Below are 24,797 nucleotides of genomic sequence, written 5' to 3'. Positions count from 1 at the left end.
AGCGTAAAGTGCAAGGTACTACTTTAAGGGCGAGGCATAAAAAATGCCGCCCCGGGAGGGCGGCGCAACAAGTTGTTTACAATTGCGGGCGCGGCTTTCGACGCAAAAAATCGAAGTGAGTCTCGCTCAAGATAATCGACAGGAAGATAAGCACGAAGCCGGCGAGCAGGCGCGAGGTGAGCGCCTCCCCCATCAGCAGCACCGAGAACAGCACACCCGAAGGCGACTCCATCGAAAGGAGCAGCGAGCCCGTCGAGGCCGGGACATGCGCCAGGCCGACGTTTTGGATGAGCAGAGCCGCGCATGTGCAGCCCACCGAGAGAAACGCCATCGCACCGATAAAGCTCGGCGTCCACACGGACAGAGGCGCTTGGGTCTCGAATAGCAGCGACGTTGCCAGGCTCAGCACGCCGTTGCCCACAAACATCCAAAACGTGATGACGTTGATGTCCATTTTGCGACCGTACTCGGCAGTCACCGCCATCTGGATGGCGAAAAAGGCCGCACCCGCCAACGTAATGACGTCACCAATGTTGAATTCAACGCTATCGAGTGCGACGAGGCCAATGCCCGCTAGGCACAGCAGCGCGGCACCCAAGTTGTAGCGCGTGAGCTTTTCGCCGCTCAGGAAATAGCTCGCGAACGGTACAAGGATGCAATACGTGCCCGTCAAAAAAGCATTCTTGCCCGCCGTAGTATGTGCCAGACCGACCGTCTGCAACGCATAGGCCGCCCACATGAGCACGCCCATACTCAGGCCAACGATCAGGTTGCGAGCGTTGAGGTGCGCGATGATGCGCTTGTGGAAGACGGCAAACATGACCAACGCTGCGGGCAGAAAACGTACATAGAGCAGCGCGAACACCGGAATGGTGCCGAGTGCGTCCTTCATAGTGGTAAAGGAGTAGCCCCAGATGACCGCCACCGAAAGGAGCAGAACCTTCCAGAACAGCGGAGAGCGCGCGCCGGCGCCCCGGGGAATACCGCCCGCGCCCAAATCCTCACGGGCTACTGGGCTATCGGGCAAGTTTTCGATTTCGTTGGCAGCGTATTGGGCCATGGAACATCCTCGTGCTCAATCTGGGCGTGGTGTCCGCACGCGCGTGACCGCATGCCGCCTCATGGTCAAATAAAAACGGGACGCGCCGGACCCCCGGCACGCCCCGCTACTGTAGCAACAACCAAGCAACCCACGCAATTCACTACGCTAAAGCGTCGGTACAGAAAACCTCGATGTTCCGGCAACGTCAGCGAAAACGCCCCTAAGCGAGCAAGGTGACGTGAAATGAAAGGGCGCTGACCTTCTGGTCGCGCCCTTGAAATTGAACGTCAGATTGCCGCTTAGGGACGTTTGCAGCGTCGAGCCGTTACGCGGTTTGGTAAAACCGCGTAACTAAATAAGCTTTGTTGACTCCAGCTTTTCGATAATCCAGTCGTTGGCTTTGATGACCGGGCGGCGGAAGACGACGCCCAGTGCCAGCGACGGAATCAGATAGCTCGCCAGAATGCCAAGTTCAACCCAGTACTCCATATGGTAGGCGCCAGCCATGGCGGCATGCATGGCGTTGATGCCGTGGGTGAACGGCAGGAACGGATAGATCGCCTGGAACACAGGGCCGGTCATCTCGATGGGGAACGTACCGCCCGAACCGCCGACCTGCATAACCAACAGCACGACGGCGAGCGCCTTACCGATATCACCAAACGACACGGTGAGCGTGTAGACGATATTGGAGAACACGAGACTCGCGACCCAGCCGGCAAGTACAAACTGCAGCGGGTTGTCGCATTGGATGCCAAAGAACAGGATGTCGCCCGCGCACACGAGTGTCGCCTGCAGCAGGGCCAGACCTCCAAAGAACAGGTAGCGGCCCAGGTAGATCTCGTGCAGGCGCACGGGGATCAGCTCGTTGATGAGTTCGTCGTCAACCGAGACCTTCATCATGGCTGCCAGCACGATCGAGCCCACCCACAGCGACAGGATCGTATAGAACGGCGCCATGGCCGAACCGTAATTGCGGATTGGATAGACCGGCTTACGATCGAGCGCGACGGGACCGGAAAGCGACACGGCCAAACCCTCGGGGTCGTTGCCGATCATCGTCTTGATCGTCGCCAGGTCACCCGACATCAGGGCGCCGTCGAGCTCGTCCTTGAACGCGCTGATCTTGTCCGATGCCTCACCCAGCTGGTCAGAAGCCTTGTTGACGAGCCCTGCAGCCTTGGAGAGACCCTTCGCGAGCGAACCAGAGGCGTCGGTCAGACCGCTCACGGCGCTATCCAAGTCACCCGAGATACCGTTCAGGGAATCCAGAACGCCCGAAATGGTCTTCTTGAGCTCCTTGGCCTTAACCGAGAACGTGGAATCGTAGTCGGACTTGGCTCCCGAGATACCCGCCTTGGCATCGGCGATGGCCTGGTCGACCTCGGCACGCGAGTTGTTGACCTCCGCCATGCCGTCCGAAAGGGACTTTGCGGTCGCCGTCAGGTCCTTCGCATTGTTGCGGTACTCCACGGCAATTCTGCCCAGCGACGTCGCAGCGGACTCGAGACCGTCTTTGAGCTTGTCATCACTCACCTGGTCGGCAAGGTTGCGGAGCTGATCGGCCATCGCATCGATATCGTCAGCACGCGTATTGAGCGCCGCTGCGGCTTCGTTGAGCTGAGACACCGTAAGGTCAACATGCTGATTCGCGGCATCGAATGCCTTCGCAAGCTCGGCGGACACGTTGTCGAACGAGCCCGCGCTTCCGTCAATCGCTGCGTCAACGGCATCGTTGGCGGCCTTGAGCGCTTCCTTGGAATCATTGATGCCGCTCTTGGCGTGCTCCATCAGCTGCTTCGTCGACTCATCAACGGTGCCCGTCTGCTTGAGCATGCCGCCCGCCGATGTCAGTGAATCGGACGTGGAGCTCAAAATGCCCGCGAGCGACGTCGCACTCGCCTGAACGTCCAGCAGGTCCTCGACCGAATCGCCCAGCGTCGAGGACAGATTGGCGATAAAGTTGCTCACCTGGTCGGTACTCATATAGTCGAGCAGGCTGGACACGGTCTTAAGGCCGATGGTCGTGATGGTCTTGGTAAAGGTCTCGTTGACCTGACTCTGGACGGCGCTCGAACCCTTTTCAGTCACGATCTGTGCGATGGCGTTGGCCTTCTGGTTCTCATAGAACTCGATATCGGCGTGCTTCACCTCGGTCGAGAAAAGCGTCATCATGTCAGCGCTAAACGTTTTGGGGATAACGACGGCAGCATAGTACGCGCCCGACTTAACGCCCTCGATAGCCTTTTCGCGATCGTTAAGCACAACCCAATCGAAGCTCTCGTTGCCGCGTAGGGTGGCGGTCACGTTTTCGCCCACGTTAACCTCGACGGGAATCAGATCGCTCTCGTAACCCTCATCGGTGTTGACCACGGCGATCTTAAGATTGCCGGTGTTGCCGTACGGATCCCAGCTGCCGGCGATGTTAAACCACGCGTACAGACACGGCACGATAATGAGGCCCATCACGACAATCAAGCCGATCACGGAGCGAGACACGTTTTGGACATCGCGCCTAAACAGATGCAGGATGTTCTTCATTTATGCCTCACCTCCTTTGGAGTGCTTGCCAAGCGCGGTGGTATCTCCATCATTTGTGGCTGTGCTGTCGCTGCCCTGAGATTTATGGTGCGAGCCGATATGCGGCAAGCGGCCCGTGGACTGATCGCCGCCCTTGGCACCACGCTCGCTGGCGTTGAGGCCAAACATGTGGCGGGCGGCAGGAATGGCGGCCGTGTGCTCGCGCATCTCGCGACGCAGGTCCTCATCCGAAAGCGCCGAGATGCGCATCTGGGTATTGAGGCTCGCGCGGATATATTCGATATTGATAAGCCAGCCGCAGATGGCAATAACCGAGATGATCCAAATGACAAGCAGGATGATCTTGCCGTTATTGTCGATATCGAGAACCGTCGACAGGACAAAGAGCAGGACCTGAACGCCCACCACGGCGGCAAAACCGCCCTTGATGTAGTACGGGTAGCGATGTTCAAAGGCGACCGCATGATCGAGCAGTTCGCGACGGTACGAATCGGAATCGAGCATGACACGCATGGCCGTGCGCAGCGAGTAGCGCTGGCGCGGCAGGTCGTTGGACTCGCAAATCATCATACCGGTCGTGGAAAGCTGTTTATCAAAGAGCAGGTTAAGGTTGAGCAGCAGCGGACGCAGCTGCAGACCGATAAAGAGCGCCACGATCAAGAACACGCCCAGAATGCACAGGTTAAACAGGTAGTTGAACGAGTACATGCCGCCGACCGTCTCGCGCAGCAGATTGATGCCGTAGGTAAAGGGCAGCAGCGGGTGCAACCACTGGAAGAAGCCTGGCATCATCTCGATGGGGTACATGCCCGACGAACCCGGGATCTGCACGATAACCAGAATGACGCCGATAGCCTTGCCGATATGCTTAAACGTGGTGGACAGCGCATAGATGATATTGACGTAGGTGAACGAGATGGCGATGCCGCCCAGCACGAACAGCAGCGGGCTGACGCACTGCACGCCGATCACCAGATCGCCTACCGTAACGATGATGGCCTGCAACGCGCCCAGGATCACCAGCAGCAACCAGCGGCCAAAGTAGCCCTGACGCGCGGTAAAGCTGCCGATGCCTTCGCGGTCGACCTCGAGCTTGTAGATGGCGATGAGCACATAGCCGCCCACCCAAAGCGCCAGATTGGTGTAGAAGGGAGCGATGCCCGAGCCAAAGCTCTTGACCGGATAGATTGACTTGGACGTCAACTCAACCGGAGACGCCATGAAATCTGCCACGTCATTGACATCGACGCCCATCAGATCGGCCAGCTCGCCCATGGACTCGGAGATCTGCAGCGCCGCGATGTCATTGGCGGCGGTTGCAAGCTTGTCCTGGACCTTGGCAAGCGAGGAATCGGTCTGGGACAGCGTGGTCTTGGCCTGGCCGAGCGTAGCGCTAAGCTGCGCCAACGTGCCGCGCGCATTTGCAAGTGTAGGTGTCATACCCGAGACGATACCGGTCAGGTCGCCCGAAACGGCAGCAAAAGAGTCGAGCGCGCTCGAGGCCTTCGGCAGCGCGTTTTGACCCAGGTCCGTCTGGGCCTGGCCAAGGTTGGTCGCACCGGTCTGAATTGCGTTATTGATAGCGTCGCTGGCACCCGAGACAGCCGCGGCGTCATTCGCCATGGCGCTCGACTGCGCAGACAGACCGTCCTTGATGCTCTGAAGCTTTTCATTCTGCTCGCGGAGCAAATCGATGATCGATACAATGCGCGCGTCAATTTCCTTGGAACCTGTCGACGTGTCATTGACGAGAATTTCCAAGTGCCCGATAACGGCCTTATTGTGGTCGATCGTCGCTTGGAGAGACTCAAGCGAGTTGTCGATACGGGTAGTCGTAGATGCGACCGTGCCCGTCAGCTTGCCAATCGCAGCGTTTGCGGAGGCTGACGTCTTGGTGAGCGCAAGGCTGCCTTCCGAGAGCGCCTTGGAGAGCGAGGCGACAGAGTTGCCCGCCGTGGCGCGAGCCTCGCCCAGCAGGTCATTGCCCTGGGAGATCGCCTGCGTCAGCGACGGCGCCTGACCCTGCAGACCGGCAAGTGCCGCATCTGCCGAGGCAATGGAACCACTCGTCTTATCGATGGCGGCATTCATGTCGCCAATCGAATCACGCACTTCGCCCAACGTATCGGAAGCCTCTGATACCGAACCGGCCAACGAATCCTGAGTCTGGGTTGCCTTGTCCTTTAAATCGACTCCGGCATCCTTGGCAATACTGGCAACGGTCTCGCCCACCGTGGAGACAAATTCCGAGTTGATCTGCTCCTCGATGGTGTTTGCACCGGTGTCGGTAACCTTGGGCGCAATAGCGCTCTTCTTCTCATTGACGTAGTACGTAAGCTTGGGCTGATGGTAGTTGCCGTCGAGCATCGAAACCAGGTTATCCGAGAAGTTCTTGGGGACTACGATGGCCGCATAGTACTCACCGCTCTCGACGCCCTCTTTGGCATCGGCCGCAGAATCGACGAAGGTCCAGCCCAGTTGATCGTTCTCCTTGAGCTGATCGACGACCTGATCGCCCGCGTTGAGCTCACCCACCAGGTCGTTTTGGGTGCCCCGATCGTTGTTGGCGATGGCAATCTTGATGCCCTGGGTGTTTCCGTACGGATCCCAGTTGGCCACGATGTTGTACCAGGCATACAGCGAGGGAATAACACACACGCCAAGGGTAACCACCAAGGCGACGGGGTTCACGAGCAATCGCTTGATGTCACGCTTAAAGATCGCAAAGGATACCTTTGCGTTGGATAGTTTGCTGCCGAGACTCACGCTTGGACCATCCATCCTGTCGTTGAATCGAATCGTACTATCGACAACCATTGTAGTAGGCGCTTTAACGTCTCAAAGCACAATGGTGCTGAGTTTTGCGGGTAGCAATATACTACGAAGATGAGTTAGCGTACAGATGTACAGTATCTTAAATTTCAGCAGGTCACAAAACCACAACCCGCACAAATAAATGATCCCTTGGGGACGAAGGGATCATTCAAAAGGAAACGAGAGTGGAAAATCTCCCACTTCAAGCCCGCATTCGAGCCAAAAGTGGGAGATTATCCACTCTCGTTCTAATCTAGCTACGGTGCCGTATCCCCGAACTACATCAAGTTGCAAACAGCCGCCGCGAAGGCTACGGGGTCCTCGGGGAGGATGCCCTCGACCAGCAGAGCCTGGTCATAGAGCAGACCGGAGTACTGCTTGATCTTGTCGGCGTCGCCTGCCTTCTGGGCAGCGACAAGCTTGTCAAAGACCGGGTGCTTGGCGTTGAGCTCGAGCACGCGTTGGCTCTTGGGCATGCCGTCGGGCGCGCCCTCGGGTCCCTTCTGGAGCACCTTCTCCATCTCGAGCGAAAGTGGGCCCTCGGTGGTGATACAAGCGGGGGCATCGGTCAGGCGCGCGGAGACGGCGACTTTCTCGACCTTGTCACCGAGCGCCTCCTTCATAGCGCTAAAGAGGTCCTCGTTCTCCTTGGTGGCGTCCTCGGCCTCCTTCTTCTCGTCCTCGGTCGCCAGGTCAAGATCACCGGTCGCAACGTTCTTGAGCTCTAGATGACGATCCTCGACCTCGGGCTCGGCACCGTCGGCCACAGCCTTCTCGGCAGCCTCGCGGGCAGCATCGTCCTCGTAGATCTTGGGCATATCGGCGGCAACGTACTCACGCATAGCCTGGAACGTGAACTCATCCACATCCTGCGTCAGCAGCAGCACGTCATAGCCGCGGTCGAGCACGCCCTTTACCACGGGCATCTTGGCCAAGCGCTCACGCGAGTCGCCGGCGGCGTAGTAGATGGCCTTCTGATCCTCAGGCATGCCCTTGGCATACTCGGCCAGGGTAATCATCTTCTGTTCCTTGGCAGACCAGAACAGCAACAGGTCGGCGAGCTCATCGGCCTTCATGCCATAGCTCGAGTAGATGCCGTACTTAAGACCGCGGCCAAAGTTCTCAAAGAACTTCTCGTAGACCTCACGGTCGTTGTCACGCATATCCTCAAGGTCGGCGGTAATCTTCTTTTCCACACGCTTGGCGATGGCCTTGAGCTGACGGTTCTGCTGCAGCGTCTCGCGCGAGATGTTGAGCGACACGTCGGCGGAATCCACGACGCCGCGGACAAAGTTGTAGTAGTCGGGCAGCAGGTCGTCGCACTTCTCCATGATCAGGACGTTGGAGCTGTAGAGCGCCAGACCCTTCTCGTAGTCCTTGCTGTACAGATCGAACGGCGCGCGTCCCGGCACAAACAACAGGGCGTCATACTCGAGCGTGCCCTCGGCGTGGAAGCTGATGGTGCGCGCAGGATCGTCAAAGTCGTGGAACGTGGACTTGTAGAACTCGTCGTAGTCCTTCTGCTCGACATCGGAGCTGTGCTTCTTCCAGATCGGTGTCATGGAATTGACGGTCTCGAGCTCCTGGTAGTCCTCGTACTCGGGCTTGTAATCGTCGCCGGCGTCCTCGGGCTTGGGTTTCTGGCGGCTCTTGGACACCATCATCTGGATCGGGTAACGCACATAGTTACTGTACTGCTGAATCAGGCTCTTGAGACCCCACTCGGTCAGGAAGCGATCGTAGGTCTCGGCCTCGCCGTCGGCATCGAGCTTCTCGTTCTCGCGCAGCGTCAGGATGACATCGGTACCGTGCTCGGCGCGCTCGCCGTCCTCGATGGTGTAGCCCTCAAGACCGTCGGATTCCCACACATGGGCGACATCCTCGCCGTAGGCGCGGCTGACGACCTTCACATGGCTGGCGACCATAAAAGCCGAGTAGAAGCCCACGCCAAACTGACCGATGATGTCGACATCGGAGCCCTGCTGCTCGGCGTTCTCGGTCTTAAACTCCTCGGAGCCGGAATGGGCGATGGTGCCCAGATTGCGCTCCAGCTCCTCGGCGGTCATGCCAATGCCGTTATCCGAGATGGTAATGGTGCGGGCGTCTTTATCAAAGGAGACGCGAATGGCCAGGTCGCCCTGGTCGATCTTGACGCTCGGGTCCTGCAGGCTCTTAAAGTTGAGCTTGTCGACGGCGTCGCTCGCGTTAGAGATAAGCTCGCGCAGGAAGATTTCTTTATTGGTGTAGATGGAGTTGATCATGAGGTCGAGCAGTTTTTTGCTCTCGGTCTTAAATTGACGCATGTGCAGTCCTTTCGCGCTACCCCCGTCCGCAAAAAACGGCCCGGTCGCCCGAGCCGAATCGCAGACCTGCTATGTTCAGACTTAGATTTTATAACCCATTAGCGCGCATATATACATACGGAATCGAAAAACTGTATGTCTAAGCGCTCCGATGCGCCAATTGCCAAGGAGCGTCCCCAACTGCCGGCAGAAAAGGAACGTCCCTATCTGCCATCTACGCGTTTGGCCATCCAGACATGGGGCTGGCCCTCGTCTTCGTAATCTACCGGGGCAATTTGCGTGTAGCCCGCCTTTGCATAGAGCGGCAACACGTATTCCTGCGCATGCAGCTTAATAAGCTTAGCGCCGGCATCGCGTGCACACGAAGCACTGGCCTCGACGATCGCACTCGCCAGTCCGCGACGACGCATAGCCGGCAGCACGGCGACGCGCCCCATAATGTAGGTCTCCCCCGCCGCAACGCCTTCGTCCATGTCGCATGCCGGCAACACCGGGGCCCCTGCGTCAGCCACGCGCTCAAGCTCTTCGGGAAACACGCGCGAGCAACCGGCAAGCTCGCCGTCTACATAGAGCGTCACATGAATGCAGTTTGGATCCTCGTCGATAGCGTCGAACTCATTCTCGTAGCCCTGCTCGTCTATAAAAACGACGCGGCGCACCAACGCCGCGTCATCAAAACATCCCGTCTTAAGTTGAATATCCATGGCTGCCCTTTCATTCAATGCGAACGTTAGGGACAGATATTAGCGAAAATGAGCTCCGCGCACGCTAAACTTCGCGCGAGCCTTCGCCAGGCAGTCGTAATGACCCACGTTATGGGCATCGCTCGCGATGAAGCTGTACAGGTTCTGATCGAACAGGCGCTGTGCCGGCTTTTTCTCGCGACCAAAGCGACCGCCGGCAATAAAGTCCGCCGAAGCCTGCAGCTTGCAGCCCATATCGACCAGACGCTCCGCAACGCTTACATCCTTTTGAACCGCACGATAGCGCTCAGGATGAGCGATGATCACCTGGTAGCCACGGCACTGCAAATCGTAAATCGTGTTCTCGTACTCTCTAAACGCATACGCATCGGCATGCGTCGAAAGTTCGAGCAGAAACTCGTTGGTCCCATCGAAATGCAAGTGCTCCGCGGCATCGATACCAAGCTCAACGAGCTTTCGATGGTTGACCTCGAAGCCCATCTGGAGCGGAAAACCGTCAGCGTTATCACGCAGCAGCTCAAAGGCATCCCACATCTTGTCGTAATCAAAATAGGGATCACGGCAGTGAGGAGTGCAAACGATTCTGGTTACACCGGCCCGCTTGGCAGCCTCGAGCATCGCCAAGCTCTCATCGAGATCGGCGGCGCCGTCGTCTACACCCGGCAAGATATGGCAATGAATGTCACGCATAGGTCAGCCTTAATCAACTAAACGTTTGCTCGGTTGGTGAAGATGCCCTTTTTGGAAGTCCCCTGATCGTCGGAGCCCTTCTTCACCTTCTTACCGTCCTTGGTGTAGTAGGAGTAGTAGTACTCGCTGGTCTCGGTCTCGCAGTAGTTCATAACGGTACCGATGAGCTTGACCTTCTCGGACTTCTTAAGCTGACCGATGGCGTTGAGCGCCTCCTCGCGCTTGGTGAAGTCCTCACGCACGACAAAAAGCGCACCGTCGGTCAGACTTGCGATCTCGGCAGCATCGATGAAGGTGCCGACCGGGGGAGCATCAAAGATGACGTACTGGAACTTGGCGGACAGTGCCTTTACCAGCTTGGCAAAGCGGTGAGAGACGATGATGTCGGCAGGATTGGGAATATGCGGCTCGGCATCGAGGAAGTAGAAGTTCTTCTGACCCGTCTCGACAATCGCCTGGTCAATGGAGATCTGCTCGGAAAGGACCGCATAGAGTCCGCCGCGCGAACGAACGCCGAGCATATCGGAAAGGGACCTGCGGCGCATATCGGCCTCGACCAGGAGCACGGACTTGCCGCTCGTGGCGATTGCCTGAGCAAGGTTAATGGAAACCGTAGACTTGCCCTCGTTGGGAATCGAGGAGGTAACGGTGATGGTGCGAATGGGGTCATCCACGCTCGCAAAGCGGATGTTGGCCAGAAGGGTCTTGGCGGCATTCTGTACAACGAGCTTATCGGTGTTCTTTGCCTTAGCCATGCCTATTTACCACCTTTCATAGCCGGAATTCGGCCAACAACGGGAATACCCAGGAGCTCTTCTGCCTCTTCGGCACCGCGGATGCGGGTATTGAGCATGTCTGCCAAAACGACATAGGCAACTGCGATAAAGATACCGGCGAGGAACGCGACGGCAATATACAGCGTGCGCTTGGGGCCGCTGGGGGCTTCGGGGGTCTTAGCCTCGTCGATAACGTTGATGCTCTGGGCAGCGCCGACGTTCTGAGCGACCGTACTCACCGAGCTGGCAATGGCCTTTGCGACCTCAGCCGTCTCCTTGGCATCGGTGCCGGTAACCGAAAGCGTAATGACACGCGTGGTGGTCTCGGAGGAAACAGACACCTTGTAGTCATCCAGATCGGTGAGGCCCAGTTCTTTGGCGGCGCCGCTCTTAACGCTATCGCTATCCAGCAGCGTGGCGATATCGTTGGAAAGCATCTGGCTCGCCGAGAGATCGTTGTAGCTCATCTGACCGCTATCGTCGGTCTTGGCGAGAATGTACATGCTCGTCGTCGCGGTATAGGTGTTGTCCATCGCAATGAAGGACACGATGCCCATGGCGATCGCGCAGACCACCGGAAGGGTGATGACCAGCTTGAGGTGCTTCTTCAGCAGCTGGAACAGTTCGAGAAGGGTCATGCAGCTTGCCTTTCATTTCCCCAGTTCGGATTGACAAAACTGTCCGTATGTTATCGCATCTTTTTACCGAGACCAAACTCTATACATAAGAAACAGGCTCTCCTGTAAAAATGTCGGAAGCAATCGTAAAATTGCACAACAACGCCGCACCCGAAAGTCAAATGCGGCGTCTACATCAATATCTATGTTGTATCGCTATGCGAATGGCTCGTCCTGCTGTATGGGAAACGTCACCGTAATGGTGGTTCCCACGCCCAACTCGCTCGACAGATCGAGCGTGGCGTGATGATACAGGGCCGCATGCTTGACAATGGCAAGCCCCAGGCCGGTTCCGCCGCGTGCCTTGGACCTACTCTTGTCCACGCGATAGAACCGCTCAAATACCTTGCCCTGTTCTTCAGGCGCGATACCGATTCCCGTGTCGGCGACAGCGAGGAACGGATGGCCTTCGTCGTTGGTGCCGCACTGCAGCGTAACCGTACCGCCGGGCCGATTGTAGCGGATGGCGTTGCTTGCCAGATTATAGATGAGCTCGTCGACCAAGCGCGACACGCCTTCGATGACCACAGGCTTGGTCTCATGACTTATCGTCACATTCGCCTGACGGGCAACCTGTTCAAGACGCTGCTCAACCGCGTAGATCGCACGCGAGAGCTCAATAGGCTCCGTGGACCCAATGGGCACTGCCTCGCCTTCAGTTGCACGTTCGGCCTCGTCCAAGTTAGACAGCGTAAGGATGTCGTTGACAAGCGCTGCCAAGCGGCCCGCCTCACGATAGATGCGACCGCCAAAGTTGCGCAGGTCGTCCTCGCCCTCGACCATGCCATTTGCGATGAGCTCGGCATAGCCCGAAATCGCCGTAAGCGGCGTCTTGAGCTCATGGGTGATATTCGCCGTGAACTCGCGGCGCATACGGTCGTTGTCCGCTAGCACCGCCATTTGGCGCTTGAGTTCCTGGCGCTGCGACTCGATACGCTCAAGCATGGGGACCATCTCGGCATAGGCGTGCTCATAGCTACGGCGTGGGTGATCCAAATCCACCTCTTGCAACGGCGCGATGATGGCACGGGACTCACGGCGCGCCATAAAAAACGAGAGTACTGCACCCGCTGCTGCGATAAGCAGCATCGGCGCCAGCATCGACAGCAAAATCGCCGCAACGCCAGGCTGGGCCTGCGCCAAGCGAACGACCTGGCCGTTATCAAGGGTGACGGCGCGATACAGCATAATCTCGTCGAGTGTAGAGCTTGCGCGCTCCGCGGAACCCGAACCACTCTCAAAGGCCTCGATGACCTCGGGGCGATCGCCATGGTTGGGCAGTGTGGAAGGCGACGCCTCGTTGTCGTAGGCAACAGATCCGTCCTTATTGATCAGCGTGATACGAAGATCCTCGCGATCGAGGCTTCGCAAGAACGGAATGGGCTCCTGCTGCTCGTCGAGGGCGGCAGCAATGAGCTCGGTTTCCTGCGCCAGATTGGCACTCGTGGCATCCGCCAAAGTGTTTTGCACAAAGAACGCACCCAGCACCGTAAACGCCACGATAACCGCCATGGCGCAGACAAAGATCGTCACAAAAACGCGGTGCGACAGCGTATGTTTTCCCTGGGGGGCGAAGACCACGGGCTACTCCTCCGATGCGGTGGCCGCGGTGTCGTCGCCTTCGGCACCATCACCGGCAGAAGGCTCGGCCAGGCGATAACCCACGCCGCGCACGGTCTCGATGGCGCTGGCATGCTCGCCCAGTTTTTGGCGAAGCGTCTGCACGTGCACGTCAACGGTGCGCGAACCGCCGTCGAAGTCCCAGCCCCACACGCTCTGCAGCAACGACTCGCGGGTAAAGACCACACCGGGCTTGCGCATGAGGTACTCGAGCAGGTCGAACTCGCGCAGGGTGAGCTTAAGCGGCTCGCCGGCAACGGTCACCTCGCGATGGCTGGGCGAAAGCACGATGTCGCCCACGCTGAGCACATCGCTCGCCTGCTTGACCATGCCGCCGCGACGCAGCAGTGCGCGGCAGCGGCTCGCAAGCTCCATGAGCGAAAACGGCTTAGTCAGGTAATCGTCGGCACCGCCATCGAGCGCCATCACCTTGTCGAGTTCGGTGTCCTTGGCGGTAAGCATCATGATGGGCACCGTCGCCGTCAGGCGATCGGCACGCAGGCGACGCATAATCGCCAAGCCATCGGTGTCGGGCAGCATGATATCGAGCAGCACAGCATCGGGCACCCGTCGCGCCACGGCAGCTTTAAACTCGCCATCACACGAAAAGCCCTCGGCCTCGATTCCCTGCTTGCGCAGCGCGTAGACTGTCAAATCCCTGATGTTGTCATCGTCCTCGACGTAATAGATCATGTTGAACCCCTTTGCGGCCGATATGACCGCATCTTAACCCTAAAGGCACCTGTAAAAGACAGCGTCAGCCAAAACGCCCCGTCAAATAATCCGCGGTGCGCGGATCGGACGGATTCTTGAAGAGTTGCGCGGTGGGCGCGTGCTCCACCAGCTCACCCAGCAAAAAGAACGCAACCGAATCGGAAATACGCGCGGCCTGCTGCATGTTGTGCGTCACGACCACCAGCGTGCAGGTCTCCTTGAGCTCGCAGGCCAGCTGCTCCACCACCAACGTCGACACAGGGTCGAGTGCCGAGGTCGGCTCGTCCATCAGCAGAATGTCGGGCTGCACGGCAAGTGCGCGAGCGATGCACAGGCGCTGCTGCTGTCCACCCGAAAGACCCAGGCCCGACTCTTTGAGCTTGTCCTTGACCTCGTCCCACAGGGCAGCGCGACGCAGGGAGTCCTCGACCAGCTCATCGAGCACGGCGCGGTCGCGCACACCCATACCGAGAGGACCGTAGGCGACGTTGTCGTAGATGCTCATGGGAAATGGGTTGGGGCGTTGGAACACCATGCCCACGCGCTGGCGCAAACGGCAGATGTCGCAATCGCCCAGGATATCTTGACCATCGAACGCAATCTTGCCCTCGATGCGGCAATCCTTGATGCCGTCGTTCATGCGGTTAAAGCAGCGCAGCAACGTGGACTTTCCGCAGCCCGAAGGCCCGATGAACGAGGTGATCTGCTTGTCGCGGATCTTGATATTCACGTCCTTGAGCGCATGGTGGTCGCCATAGAACAGGTCGATGCCCTCGACATCGATGCGCGTCGGCGAGGCGGCAAGATCCTCTGCCGTGGGGCGAGTCGCATCCCCAACCTCGCGCTCATGCGCGGCCTCGGCCTGCGCTTCCATGAGTTCTTCAAGCTCCGTGGGCTCCGCAGCCGCAGCAGCCGTCATACCGCACACCTCCATATCGATATCAATTCAGCAGTATCAATAGTAGGAATCGCGGCTCATACGCACGTGAGCACATTGTCAAGTGTTTGTAAGGGCACGCTAGCTATGCGGCGGGCAGCTCGATGGTGAATATCGTGTGTTCGGGCGTCGATTCACTTGCAACGGTACCGCCGTGTGCCGCGATGATCTCCTTGGCAATAGCAAGGCCCAAACCGGCACCACCGCGATTGGTCGCACGCGCCGCATCCAGGCGATAGAACTTCTCAAAGATCACCTTGAGCTTAGCCGCAGGGATAGGATCGCCCTGATTGATAAAGCGCACGCGCACGCCGCCATCGTCTTGGCGCCTGGCCTCAATCGTGATAGTCGAGCCCTCATAGCTATAGGCGACGGCGTTTTTCATGATGTTGTTAAACACGCGGGCCATCTTATCGCCATCCACGAGCACCGTCAGGTCCTCGCGAATATCAACCTGGGCTTCCTTATGTTGCTCGTTGAGGATGGGATAGAACTCGTCAGCCACCTGAGCCAGCAGCAACCCCAGATCAACATAGCCGCGCGTGAGCACGATATCGTGGAAGTCAAAGCGCGTGATATCGAAGAACTCTTCGATGAGCGCATCGAGCCGGTGCGCCTTGTCGAGCGCCACGCCCGTAAAGTGTGCACGTTGCTCAACCGGCAGCTCAGGAGCCTCTTGCAGCAGCGAAAGATAGCCCACCACACTGGCAAGCGGGGTGCGTAGGTCATGTGCCAAGTACGTGACCAGATCGTCCTTGCGATGAGACTCGTCACGCAAGGCCTGCTGCACCTTGCGCTCGCGATCGCGCACACGGTTGAGTGCGCCCTCGACCTCCAGGAAGTCGCCGTCGATGTTGTCCCAGGTGTCGGGGTGATCGATCAGGCGATCTTGAATACGAGCGGCCAGCACACAATCGGCATGCTGCTCGCCCTGCTCATAGCCCTGGTAGTACAGGGCGCGGCCGCAAAAGAACAGCACGCACACGGCAAGCGCCAGCACAAAGCCAAGCATGTTGAATACAAAGCCGGCATCGAACAGCACCGGCCCTTCGATGCCGCCGAGTGCCATGGCGCCAATCGCCAACGTCATGGCCCACGCGGCACCGCCAATCACCACGCAGCGGCGTACGATTTCAAATCGATCGATCAGCAAAAAGCCGACAAGCAGCACCGCCAAGATTCCAGCGATGTTATCGATGCCAATCAGCAGCAGGCTCAGCAAAAAGAGCAGCACCGTTGCAAGCGCGCGGTTGTCGACGACCGACCTCACGTATTCAAAGAGTCGATCGGGCACCTCGAATGCCTGCCTATCGTCTTTTGTCATATCCGCTTCCCCACCATCAAAGGCGTTATTCGATTATGTAGCCGACGCCCCAGACGTTTTTGATAAAGCGCGGCTTTTGAGCGTCGTCACCGATCTTTTCGCGCAGGTGGCGAATGTGCACCATCACCGTATTGTTGGAGCCGGGCATAAAATCCTCGTTCCACACCGCGCGGAACAGATCCTCCACGGCCACCACACTGCCGCGATGCTCGACCAGATACAGCAAGATGGAATACTCGATGGGCGTGAGGCGCACCGGCGCACCGTCCACCATTACGGAACGAGCATCGCGGTTGATCTCCAGGCCGTCGAGCTGGATGATCGGCGACTCGGCCACCTGCGCGCGGCTACCGTAGCTGGTGTAGCGGCGAAGCTGAGCATGCACGCGCGCGATGAGCTCAAGCGGACGGAACGGCTTAACCACGTAATCGTCCGCGCCAAGCGAAAGGCCCTCGATCTTGTCTTGCTGGGCATCGCGCGCCGTCAGCATGATCACGGGATAGGTATGGCTGGAACGGATCGTACGCAGCAACTCAAGCCCATCGATATCGGGCAGCATGACATCCAGCAGCGCAAGATCGAACTCCTGCTCCAAGATTGCCTTGGCAGCATCGGCCCCGCTATAGGCGACCTGTACGTCAAAGCCTTCTTTTGTAAGGTAGATACCAACCAAGTCGGCGATGGCCTTTTCGTCATCAACTACCAAAATGCGCTCGTTCATGCGTGCTCCTCTCGCGCTCCATTATGCCCGAGGGGGCGCATGCCACACACAACAAGCGTGGGTGATTAAGTCGGCCTTAAGCACCCTTGTGCCCGTTCGGGCGCGGATGTGGGCCACGCACGCACGCGATGATCGCCGACACCGGCAAACGATATACTCTAGTTCCAGAAGAGACCATCCCGTCGAAAGCGAAATCTGTGAAGTCCCTCACCTCTTTTGCAAAGCGCTCAGCTCAGCTTGCCGCCGGCTTTGTCTGCGCTATCGCCCTTGCCGCTGGCGTGCCCACCGTCGCCGGCGCCCAAGTACTCACGACCGACAATGTTTGCGGCAAAACCGCCGACGCGCGCGGCATCACGGCCGAAAATCTGCCCGATATCGATGCGACCAATGCGCTCGTCATGGGCAAAGACGGCACCGTCTACTATGGGCGCGGCGCCGATGAGCAGGTTAAAATCGCCTCGATCACCAAGGTCATGACCGCGATCCTAACCGTCGAGAATTGCAAGATGGACGAGAAGGTCACGGTGAGCAACGCCGCAGCCACCGTGGGTAATTCGACCGCCGGCTTGCTCGAAGGTGACGAGCTTACCGTGGAGCAGGCACTGCGCGGCCTGATGATTCCCTCGGGCAACGACGCCGCCGTCGTGCTCGCCGAATATGTGGGCAAGAAGATCGACCCTAAGACCAAAGACGCCGAGGCAACCTTTGTGAAGGCCATGAACGAGCGCGCCAAAAAGCTCGGCTGCACCGGCACGGTCTTTGAAAACCCACACGGTCTGGACTTTGATGAATGGGCCGGCGACATGCACTCAACCGCACATGACGTGGCACTGATGATGCAGGAGGCCATGAAAAACGACACGATCCGCGAGGTCGTAGCGAGCGAGGATTCCTGGATCGAGGTCACGGGCGCCGACGGCACCGACCATTCGCATTCCATGGACACGCATAACTATTTGCTGGGCCAAGATGGCAACATCGGTGGCAAGACCGGCACCACCGACGACGCGGGCTATTGCTTTACGAGCGCCTACAACCGCGACGGCGACGAGATCTACACCGTCGTTTTGAACTCCACCACCACCGACCAGCGCTTTACCGATACCGCAACCCTTGCCAATTGGTACTACGGTCACAAGGTGACGGTCGCAATCGCCAACACACAGGAAAAGACCGCCAACGGCAACCCGCTTATGGCGCGCATTGGCCAAACCGACTGGACGGATAAGACGATCGACGCCACACTCGCCGATCCCACGGCGCAAGCGACCGTGTTTTCCCTTGCCGGCGAGGTGACCGAAAAGGTTAGCTACGACGATCTTTCGGGCACGGTGCATGTGGGCGACAAGGTGGGTAGCGTCACGCTCAAGCAGGACGGCACCAAGATCGCCGTCATGGACCTGGTTGCCGACGAGGAAGGCGCAGGGCCGAATCCCATTGAATGGCTCCTTGTGAAGCTTGATCGCTTGGGCCGTCGCATCGACAACCGCCCACTCACGGCAGAAAGCGAGACCGTCGCCAAGGCGCCCGAGGTGTAGGGCGCAAGAATAATAAGTCCAATCAGAACCACCCTTAAAAAGGGTGGTTTGCTCTTAGGGTATAACCCACGGGCTCCGGGCTCGCGTCTAAAGGCGCGGGCCCGGACTTCGTCCAGGCCTAGTGCATCTTGACCCGTGGCGCGCCGGTCGAACCGGCGGGGTCACCTCCTCTTGAAGGGGTCCTCGTACTCCTTCACGCTCAGCTTGTCCAGCGCGATGTCGTGGGACTCCTGCTCCCTGATGTACTTGGCGATCGTCGCCTCGTTCAGGCCGACGGTGGACACGCAGTGGCCCTCCACCCAGAACTTCCTGTTGCCGAACTTGTACTTGAGGTTGGCGTGCCTGTCGAATATCATCAGCGAGCTCTTCCCCTTCAGGTAGCCCATGACGCTCGCGACGCTGTACTTCGGCGGGATCGCCAGCAGCACGTGCACGTGGTCGGGCATCAGGTGCCCCTCGATTATCTCGATCCCCTTGTACTCGCACAGCTTCCTGAGGATCTCCCCTATGTCGCTCCTGATTTGGTTGTAGATCACTTTGCGCCTATACTTCGGCGTGAACACGATGTGGTACTTGCACATCCACCTCGTGTGGGAAAGGCTGTAGGCCTTCTGGGCCATGGCGACCACCCCTTCGACTCGAATTCTTGACGGCCTGAACAATCGTCAATATCGGTCGGAGGGGTGGCTTTGTAAAGCCGTTTGTCTCCACCCGCGTAGCGGGTGGTTTAAAGCTGGCCGCTGCGCGCCCAGCAGACTAAAGTCTTGAAATCAGAACCACCCTTAAAAAGGGTGGTTTGCTCTTAGGGTATAACCCACGGGCTCCGGGCTCGCGTCTAAAGGCGCGGGCCCGGACTTCGTCCAGGCCTAGTGCATCTTGACCCGTGGCGCGCCGGTCGAACCGGCGGGGTCACCTCCTCTTGAAGGGGTCCTCGTACTCCTTCACGCTCAGCTTGTCCAGCGCGATGTCGTGGGACTCCTGCTCCCTGATGTACTTGGCGATCGTCGCCTCGTTCAGGCCGACGGTGGACACGCAGTGGCCCTCCGCCCAGAACTTCCTGTTGCCGAACTTGTACTTGAGGTTGGCGTGCCTGTCGAATATCATCAGCGAGCTCTTCCCCTTCAGGTAGCCCATGACGCTCGCGACGCTGTACTTCGGCGGGATCGCCAGCAGCACGTGCACGTGGTCGGGCATCAGGTGCCCCTCGATTATCTCGATCCCCTTGTACTCGCACAGCTTCCTGAGGATCTCCCCTATGTCGCTCCTGATTTGGTTGTAGATCACTTTGCGCCTATACTTCGGCGTGAACACGATGTGGTACTTGCACATCCACCTCGTGTGGGAAAGGCTGTAGGCCTTCTGGGCCATGGCGACCACCCCTTCGACTCGAGTTCTTGACGGCCTGAACAATCGTCAATATCGGTCGGAGGGGTGGCTTTGTAAAGCCGTTTGTCTCCACCCGCATAGCGGGTGGGTTGAAGCTGGCCGCTGCGCGCCCAGCAGACTAAAGTCTTGAACTGAAAGGAGGCGTCCGAAAGGATGCCTCCTTTTTTGAGGTTCGAATCCCCAGCCGCCATTCTTGATAATAAAAAGGGCCCCAAATGGGACCCTTCTTCAAATTCGTACTGGCGGAGAGCTGGGGATTCGAACCCCAGATGCCCTTTTGGGGCATACTCGCTTAGCAGGCGAGCACCTTCGGCCTCTCGGTCAGCTCTCCGTAACAGCCGTTCTATAGTAACCAAACAGCCAAGGATGGGCAAGAGGAAATTTTCTAATTGCCTAGCAGCCTTTCCTTCTTGAAAGCTTCGCCTACCCCAGCGAGTGGTTGAGGGAGCCGAGCTCGTCGTTGCCCATGGTGCGCCACATTTGGAAGATACAACCGCGCGCCAGGAAAAAGAAACCGTTGTCGACCAGTTGCACAGCGGCATCTGCCAGCTGATTCGTCACGGCGGACACTGGCGGCAGCTCTAGTCCAGCCTTGTGGATGGTCTCGACCGCTTCCTCGAACGTCGGAGGCCCGCTGACGCCCATCTCGTTCATAAGGCCCTGCATTTCTTCCAGCGCGCTGCTGCCCGACTCCTCGCCGCGCGGCACCAGACGGTAACAAGCCAGCGCCAGGTCGAGCTGATCGCAATTCCAATAGGCAAACGCCAAGCGATAGAACAGGTAGCCGATTGCAGAACGATCGCTGGCAATACGTAGGCCGTGGCGCGCCACCTCGATAATCTCGTCAAAGCGCTCCAGACGCGCAAGCACGTTGATGAGCGCAAAGTGCGACTGCATGGACGAGCGCGCCAGATCGTAAAGATGGCGCACCTCGGGCAGTGCTCGTTCAAAGTCCTCTTGCTCGGCGTAAAAGCTGCAGATCTCGTGCTGGGCAAAGTACAGCGCATCGGGCGCACGAAGGATTCGCACAGAGCGGTCTTCTTCCAACACCGGTAGCACCATGCGCACCAGCTGGTTATCGCAAAACTGCGTTTGAACCGGACCTGTCGCCAAAAGCTCGGCGACGGCGCACTTAGCCTCCAACTCCTCAACAAGACGGGAAAAGCCTTCAAAAGCACCTGTACGGTCGACTTTTGCCTGCTCGCGCAATTCAACAACACGGGCCACGTATGGGTCGTCGTCCTCTTCCATGACCTCCAGCTCGTCAGCCGTATCGGCAAGCAGCAGATCGCGCAGCGCCGGCGGCAGCATGCGATGGTCATCACGCGGACGAGCATGAACCTCCGCCGGTTCAATCGTCTCCGGAGCGGTTGACTCATACGCCTCAAGCACACGCTTGCACGGCATATCGTCCATGTCCATGCTCTCAAGATCCTTGGCGACAGACACGCAATCGGCCAGATAGGCCGCGCGCCCAAAGAAATATGTTGCGACAACGCGCTCGCCCTGCCCACTGTCGGGAGCAGCAATCTGCACATAGCAGCGCGTGATGCAGGTGCCCGCGGCAAAACACGCTGCCGCAAGCGTGAGCGCCACGCGCGCATCGTGCTCCACGGCCCAGGTCGCGCGCGTGTCCTCGTCCAGCTCGCGCCAGGCGTCATCTTGGGCGTCGTATTCACGTTGAGGCATAGCATCCGCGACAGAGTGCCCAAACCGAACGAGCATAATCCCCTCGGCAACGTTTGCCCGATAGGTATAGTCGAGCCGTGTGACCACGTTTAGTGCCTCGACAATACGCGCGAAGCGGGTACGCACATCCCACTCACCGCCCGGCTGGCACGAAACCGTTCCCGGTTTGGCCCACGGGTTATCGCTCGAGGCCGTATCGAGCAGTCGGGGAACATCGTTGGTCGTCTTAGCGATATGCCACGAATCAAAGAGCGCACAGCCCTCAAGGCTCGGCGACGAGGCCGCGGGGGCCAATCCAGCCCCAATGCGCTCAAGGATGCCGGAGAGGCGGTTGAGACGGCACTCGATGGCGAGCAGCGTGTCAATCTCGTCCTGGTCTAGCAGACTACGATCAAAATTGAGATAGAAAAGCTTTGAGCGATCGATGCGAGCCAGGCTCATCTCGGACTTAGCGGCGATGGTGCGCAAGCGGGGCAAGTCAATTTCACTCATAAGGGCGGCGGCATAGCGCTCGATACCGCTCGGATTCTCGGCATGGTCAACGCGGTAGAGCAGCGTCTCGATAGCGTCAGGTAGCGGTGTCGTGTTAAAGCCCAAAAACACCTCGACCGGCTCGGGCAACTTTACGAGCTTGATCTTGTCGACAACGTTTTGCATACCCTCGTCGAGTCCGTCGGCGTCCGCTGTGCTCGCAATGGTATTTTCGGAGTCAGCGAATATCACGTAGCGCAGGAACATCGATGCCATGAACTCACCGTAAGGAAGGGAGCGGGCCGAATTCCATGTCTCGTGATCGGACTGTTCGCGCATGGGACCTTCGGGAGAGCCGACGGTTCGCGCGCACGCGCGCATCGTGCCGTTTGCTCCCCTCACCATAATCTCACCAATACCGGAGTCCGACTCGTCAAGGACCAGTTCCATGTCGGGATCGTTGGGCAGCGGAGCCTCGCTGACGGGGCGGTCCACCTTGTACACCTCACCCGAAACGCTTACGTAGCCCAAAAGCGACACATGGCTTTTGCCAACGAATTCGACGACATAACAAGATTCATGCTGATCCTCGCCAAAGAGTTTCCAGACCACGCCATATGAGCGTCCCGCAGGCTGCTCGGGCATCGCCGGAAAGCGCTTCTTGGGATCGAGAAACCTGAGCTTGTATGTCGGACGCTCTGCCACGGAATATCACCCTGATCGGTCGCTTGAAGAAGGAGTGGTCGCGAATAAGTCGCGACATCTACTCGGAATCTTACACGAGTCGACAGGAAATCGTCCCTTTGGACGAAAGCACTCAAGCTGGCGCAAAAGAAAAGCCCCCGTTGCCGGGAGCTTTAATCTCAAATGGTGCGGCGTATAGGATTCGAACCTATGACGTTCTGATTCGTAGTCAGACCCTCTATCCAGCTGAGGTAACGCCGCGACTTGTTGATTATTATGCACAGGGACTGAATAATGGTCAAGCATTTTTTCAAAAAAAGTTATCGAATTTGATTTTTACTCATTTGATGCAGTCGATCGACTCGATACTTTCAAACACGGCGAAAGCAACTCCTCAAGTATGTCGACATATAAGAAAAGCCTCCGTTACCGGAGGCTTTAAAGTTCAGTTGGTGCGGCGTATAGGATTCGAACCTATGACGTTCTGATTCGTAGTCAGACCCTCTATCCAGCTGAGGTAACGCCGCAACGCACGGATTATTATGCACGTGACCCCTCGATGGGTCAAGCGACAATTTGGAAAAATTTTACGAAGTGATGATTAAGACGCTCGCGCCTCGACCGAGGTTCGAATCCATGCATGGTTTCCAAAAAAGAAAAGCCCCCGTTGCACGGAGGCTTCAAGTTCGATTGGTGCGGCGTATAGGATTCCGCGCATCCGCTTCGCGGATCCGCACCGGCTTCGCCCGCCTGCCGGCGCGCTCGCCCGCGGGCTAAAAACGCTCCGCGTTTTCTTGACGCCCGCGCCTCGACCGAGGTTCGAATCCAGGCTTATAGGACAAAATGTGTGTCCCGATAGAACATCAGTTTCCATCCATTAATCCAGCCAGAACGGGTACGGGTCCCTGTGGTGGAGGTCCTCCCACACGGCCCTGTCGCCCCACTCCGGCCCTCCGTCCTCGCGCGACGGCGAGGCGGAGTAGACGCTGAACAGGAAGTCGATGTCCGCGTCGGTCGGCATCGCGGCGAGCTTCTCGCGCGCCGTCCTCGCGTCCCCCGAGTGCGCGTGGCACCACCAGAACACCGCCTTAACGCGCTTGACCGACGTCAGCCCCCGGTGGTTGCGCAGTACGGCCCTCAGCTGCGAGTTCACCCCTCCCTCGATCATGTTGTTGGTCGACGGCAGCGGGCCGGCCTTGGCCAGGGCGGGGTCGAGGTAGGTGAACAGCGTCCCCGCCGACACCAGCGACGACAGCGACGAGCGCGCCCGCCTCAGCCTCTCGTGGGTGCAGGCCCTCCTGCCGTCCACCACGGTCCTGTCCTCCAGGAAGTCGGCCCAGAACCCGCACCAGTCGAGGTAGCGCTCGGCCCAGAGCTCCGCCTGGTGCAGCGTCTCGATGCCCATGAGGTCGCGCGCGATGAGGTAGAGCTCGCGCCCCGCCTGGAGCTTCGGCCGCGTCGTCGTGTAGCGCTTGACCCGCGAGAAGGCGTGGAAGGTGCACCTCTGGACCCTGGTGCGCGGCCAGGTCTCGCGCACGGCCTTGGCGAACCCGCTCCCGCCGTCGGTGACGACCACCTCGGGCGCCGGGATCGGCGCCATGAGGGCCGACCACGCCCTCGAGTTCTCCGACCTCGCCATGTACCAGGAGACCACCCTCTCGCCGCTGCAGCATATGAGCACGACGAGGTCGCGCGCGACCCAGATCCCGTCGACGTGGAGCACGCGATGGAGCTCGCCGTCGGGGACGGGCATGGGCCAGACATCCCAGAACTCGGCCGTCCTGCGCCTGAAGGACCGCCCGGCGCCCGGCATCGCGGCCTGCGAGTCCTTCGAGAGGAGCCACCCGAGGAACTCCTCGAGCCTCGCCGCCGCGTCGTCGTACCTCACCGTCGTCGACGCGCCGCAGGCCGTGCACCTCCACCGCTGGGACCCCGATGAGGTCCTGCCGTTGCGCTTGGTCCGACCGCCGCAGTAGGGGCAATAAACGGCCTTCATGGGCACCTCTTCCGAAAGTGTATTTAACGGTTCCGGAAAAGGTTATCTACCTGCGGGAACGACAGGCAACCGGACACACATTCTGTCCGAGCGGTTAAAAGCGGGCACGGAATTTAAACGGCTGAAAAAGGGGCATCGACCTGCGCCGATGCCCCCAACGTGGACACACA

General features: G+C 58.6%; 18 protein-coding genes and 3 tRNA genes. 1 reads left to right on the top strand and 20 read right to left on the bottom strand.

The window, feature by feature from the left end; translation table 11 throughout:
- Window positions 1-76 precede the first annotated feature (76 nt).
- The 13 genes from OIL88_03285 to OIL88_03225 all read right to left on the bottom strand — a co-directional run bounded on the left by OIL88_03285 (window position 77) and on the right by OIL88_03225 (window position 16,863).
- Window positions 77-1,060: a DMT family transporter gene (locus OIL88_03285; GenBank protein ID HJI71393.1), complete on the bottom strand. Its 984-nt coding sequence runs from the start codon at window positions 1,058-1,060 to the stop codon at window positions 77-79.
- A 333-nt stretch (window positions 1,061-1,393) separates the two neighbouring features.
- On the bottom strand, window positions 1,394-3,583 hold the full coding sequence (locus OIL88_03280; protein HJI71392.1) for a YhgE/Pip domain-containing protein: 2,190 nt from the start codon (window positions 3,581-3,583) through the stop codon (window positions 1,394-1,396).
- Window positions 3,584-6,400, bottom strand: coding sequence for a YhgE/Pip domain-containing protein (locus OIL88_03275; protein ID HJI71391.1), 2,817 nt, complete (start codon window positions 6,398-6,400; stop codon window positions 3,584-3,586).
- A gap of 275 nt (window positions 6,401-6,675) precedes the next feature.
- Window positions 6,676-8,700 carry a molecular chaperone HtpG gene (gene htpG / locus OIL88_03270; GenBank protein HJI71390.1) on the bottom strand — a complete coding sequence of 675 codons (2,025 nt, stop codon included), beginning with the start codon at window positions 8,698-8,700 and terminating at the stop codon, window positions 6,676-6,678.
- Window positions 8,701-8,903: 203 nt separating this feature from the next.
- Window positions 8,904-9,404, bottom strand: a complete 501-nt coding sequence (locus OIL88_03265; protein HJI71389.1) for a GNAT family N-acetyltransferase — start codon at window positions 9,402-9,404, stop codon at window positions 8,904-8,906.
- A 39-nt stretch (window positions 9,405-9,443) separates the two neighbouring features.
- Entirely contained in the window at window positions 9,444-10,094 is a 651-nt protein-coding gene (locus OIL88_03260; protein HJI71388.1) for a phosphoesterase, read from the bottom strand.
- Between the two features lie 17 nt (window positions 10,095-10,111).
- Window positions 10,112-10,849 carry a CpsD/CapB family tyrosine-protein kinase gene (locus OIL88_03255; GenBank protein ID HJI71387.1) on the bottom strand — a complete coding sequence of 246 codons (738 nt, stop codon included), beginning with the start codon at window positions 10,847-10,849 and terminating at the stop codon, window positions 10,112-10,114.
- A gap of 2 nt (window positions 10,850-10,851) precedes the next feature.
- Entirely contained in the window at window positions 10,852-11,508 is a 657-nt protein-coding gene (locus tag OIL88_03250; GenBank protein ID HJI71386.1) for a Wzz/FepE/Etk N-terminal domain-containing protein, read from the bottom strand.
- Between the two features lie 195 nt (window positions 11,509-11,703).
- Window positions 11,704-13,128, bottom strand: a complete 1,425-nt coding sequence (locus tag OIL88_03245) for an ATP-binding protein (protein ID HJI71385.1) — start codon at window positions 13,126-13,128, stop codon at window positions 11,704-11,706.
- Between the two features lie 3 nt (window positions 13,129-13,131).
- The gene (locus tag OIL88_03240) at window positions 13,132-13,860 is read right to left on the bottom strand and encodes a response regulator transcription factor (GenBank protein HJI71384.1); all 729 of its coding nucleotides are present in this window, start codon (window positions 13,858-13,860) and stop codon (window positions 13,132-13,134) included.
- Window positions 13,861-13,924: 64 nt separating this feature from the next.
- Window positions 13,925-14,800 carry a phosphate ABC transporter ATP-binding protein PstB gene (pstB, locus tag OIL88_03235; GenBank protein HJI71383.1) on the bottom strand — a complete coding sequence of 292 codons (876 nt, stop codon included), beginning with the start codon at window positions 14,798-14,800 and terminating at the stop codon, window positions 13,925-13,927.
- A gap of 103 nt (window positions 14,801-14,903) precedes the next feature.
- A complete protein-coding gene (locus tag OIL88_03230; protein ID HJI71382.1) occupies window positions 14,904-16,142 on the bottom strand; it encodes an ATP-binding protein in 1,239 nt (412 codons plus the stop codon).
- 25 nt (window positions 16,143-16,167) lie between these two features.
- Window positions 16,168-16,863 carry a response regulator transcription factor gene (locus OIL88_03225; protein ID HJI71381.1) on the bottom strand — a complete coding sequence of 232 codons (696 nt, stop codon included), beginning with the start codon at window positions 16,861-16,863 and terminating at the stop codon, window positions 16,168-16,170.
- Window positions 16,864-17,060: 197 nt separating this feature from the next.
- Here OIL88_03225 and OIL88_03220 point away from each other — a divergent pair, with 197 nt between their 5' ends.
- On the top strand, window positions 17,061-18,401 hold the full coding sequence (locus OIL88_03220; protein ID HJI71380.1) for a D-alanyl-D-alanine carboxypeptidase: 1,341 nt from the start codon (window positions 17,061-17,063) through the stop codon (window positions 18,399-18,401).
- A 161-nt stretch (window positions 18,402-18,562) separates the two neighbouring features.
- Here the strand turns inward: OIL88_03220 and tnpA (OIL88_03215) are convergent, their stop codons facing one another.
- The 7 genes from tnpA (OIL88_03215) to OIL88_03185 form a co-directional block, all read right to left on the bottom strand.
- Window positions 18,563-19,021, bottom strand: a complete 459-nt coding sequence (gene tnpA / locus OIL88_03215) for an IS200/IS605 family transposase (GenBank protein ID HJI71379.1) — start codon at window positions 19,019-19,021, stop codon at window positions 18,563-18,565.
- Between the two features lie 289 nt (window positions 19,022-19,310).
- Complete coding sequence (tnpA, locus tag OIL88_03210; GenBank protein HJI71378.1) at window positions 19,311-19,769, bottom strand: IS200/IS605 family transposase; 459 nt, start codon at window positions 19,767-19,769, stop codon at window positions 19,311-19,313.
- Window positions 19,770-20,027: 258 nt separating this feature from the next.
- Window positions 20,028-20,118 (bottom strand) — tRNA-Ser (locus tag OIL88_03205).
- A gap of 92 nt (window positions 20,119-20,210) precedes the next feature.
- Window positions 20,211-22,652: a hypothetical protein gene (locus OIL88_03200; GenBank protein HJI71377.1), complete on the bottom strand. Its 2,442-nt coding sequence runs from the start codon at window positions 22,650-22,652 to the stop codon at window positions 20,211-20,213.
- A gap of 163 nt (window positions 22,653-22,815) precedes the next feature.
- Window positions 22,816-22,892: transfer RNA gene (locus OIL88_03195), tRNA-Arg, on the bottom strand.
- Between the two features lie 189 nt (window positions 22,893-23,081).
- Window positions 23,082-23,158, bottom strand: a tRNA-Arg gene (locus tag OIL88_03190).
- 350 nt (window positions 23,159-23,508) lie between these two features.
- Window positions 23,509-24,627: an IS1249 family transposase gene (locus OIL88_03185; protein HJI71376.1), complete on the bottom strand. Its 1,119-nt coding sequence runs from the start codon at window positions 24,625-24,627 to the stop codon at window positions 23,509-23,511.
- Between the last annotated feature and the right edge of the window lie 170 nt (window positions 24,628-24,797).

This window comes from Coriobacteriaceae bacterium (genome assembly GCA_025992855.1).
Lineage (GTDB): Bacteria > Actinomycetota > Coriobacteriia > Coriobacteriales > Coriobacteriaceae > Collinsella.
This window is presented reverse-complemented; position numbering and strand designations above follow the sequence as displayed.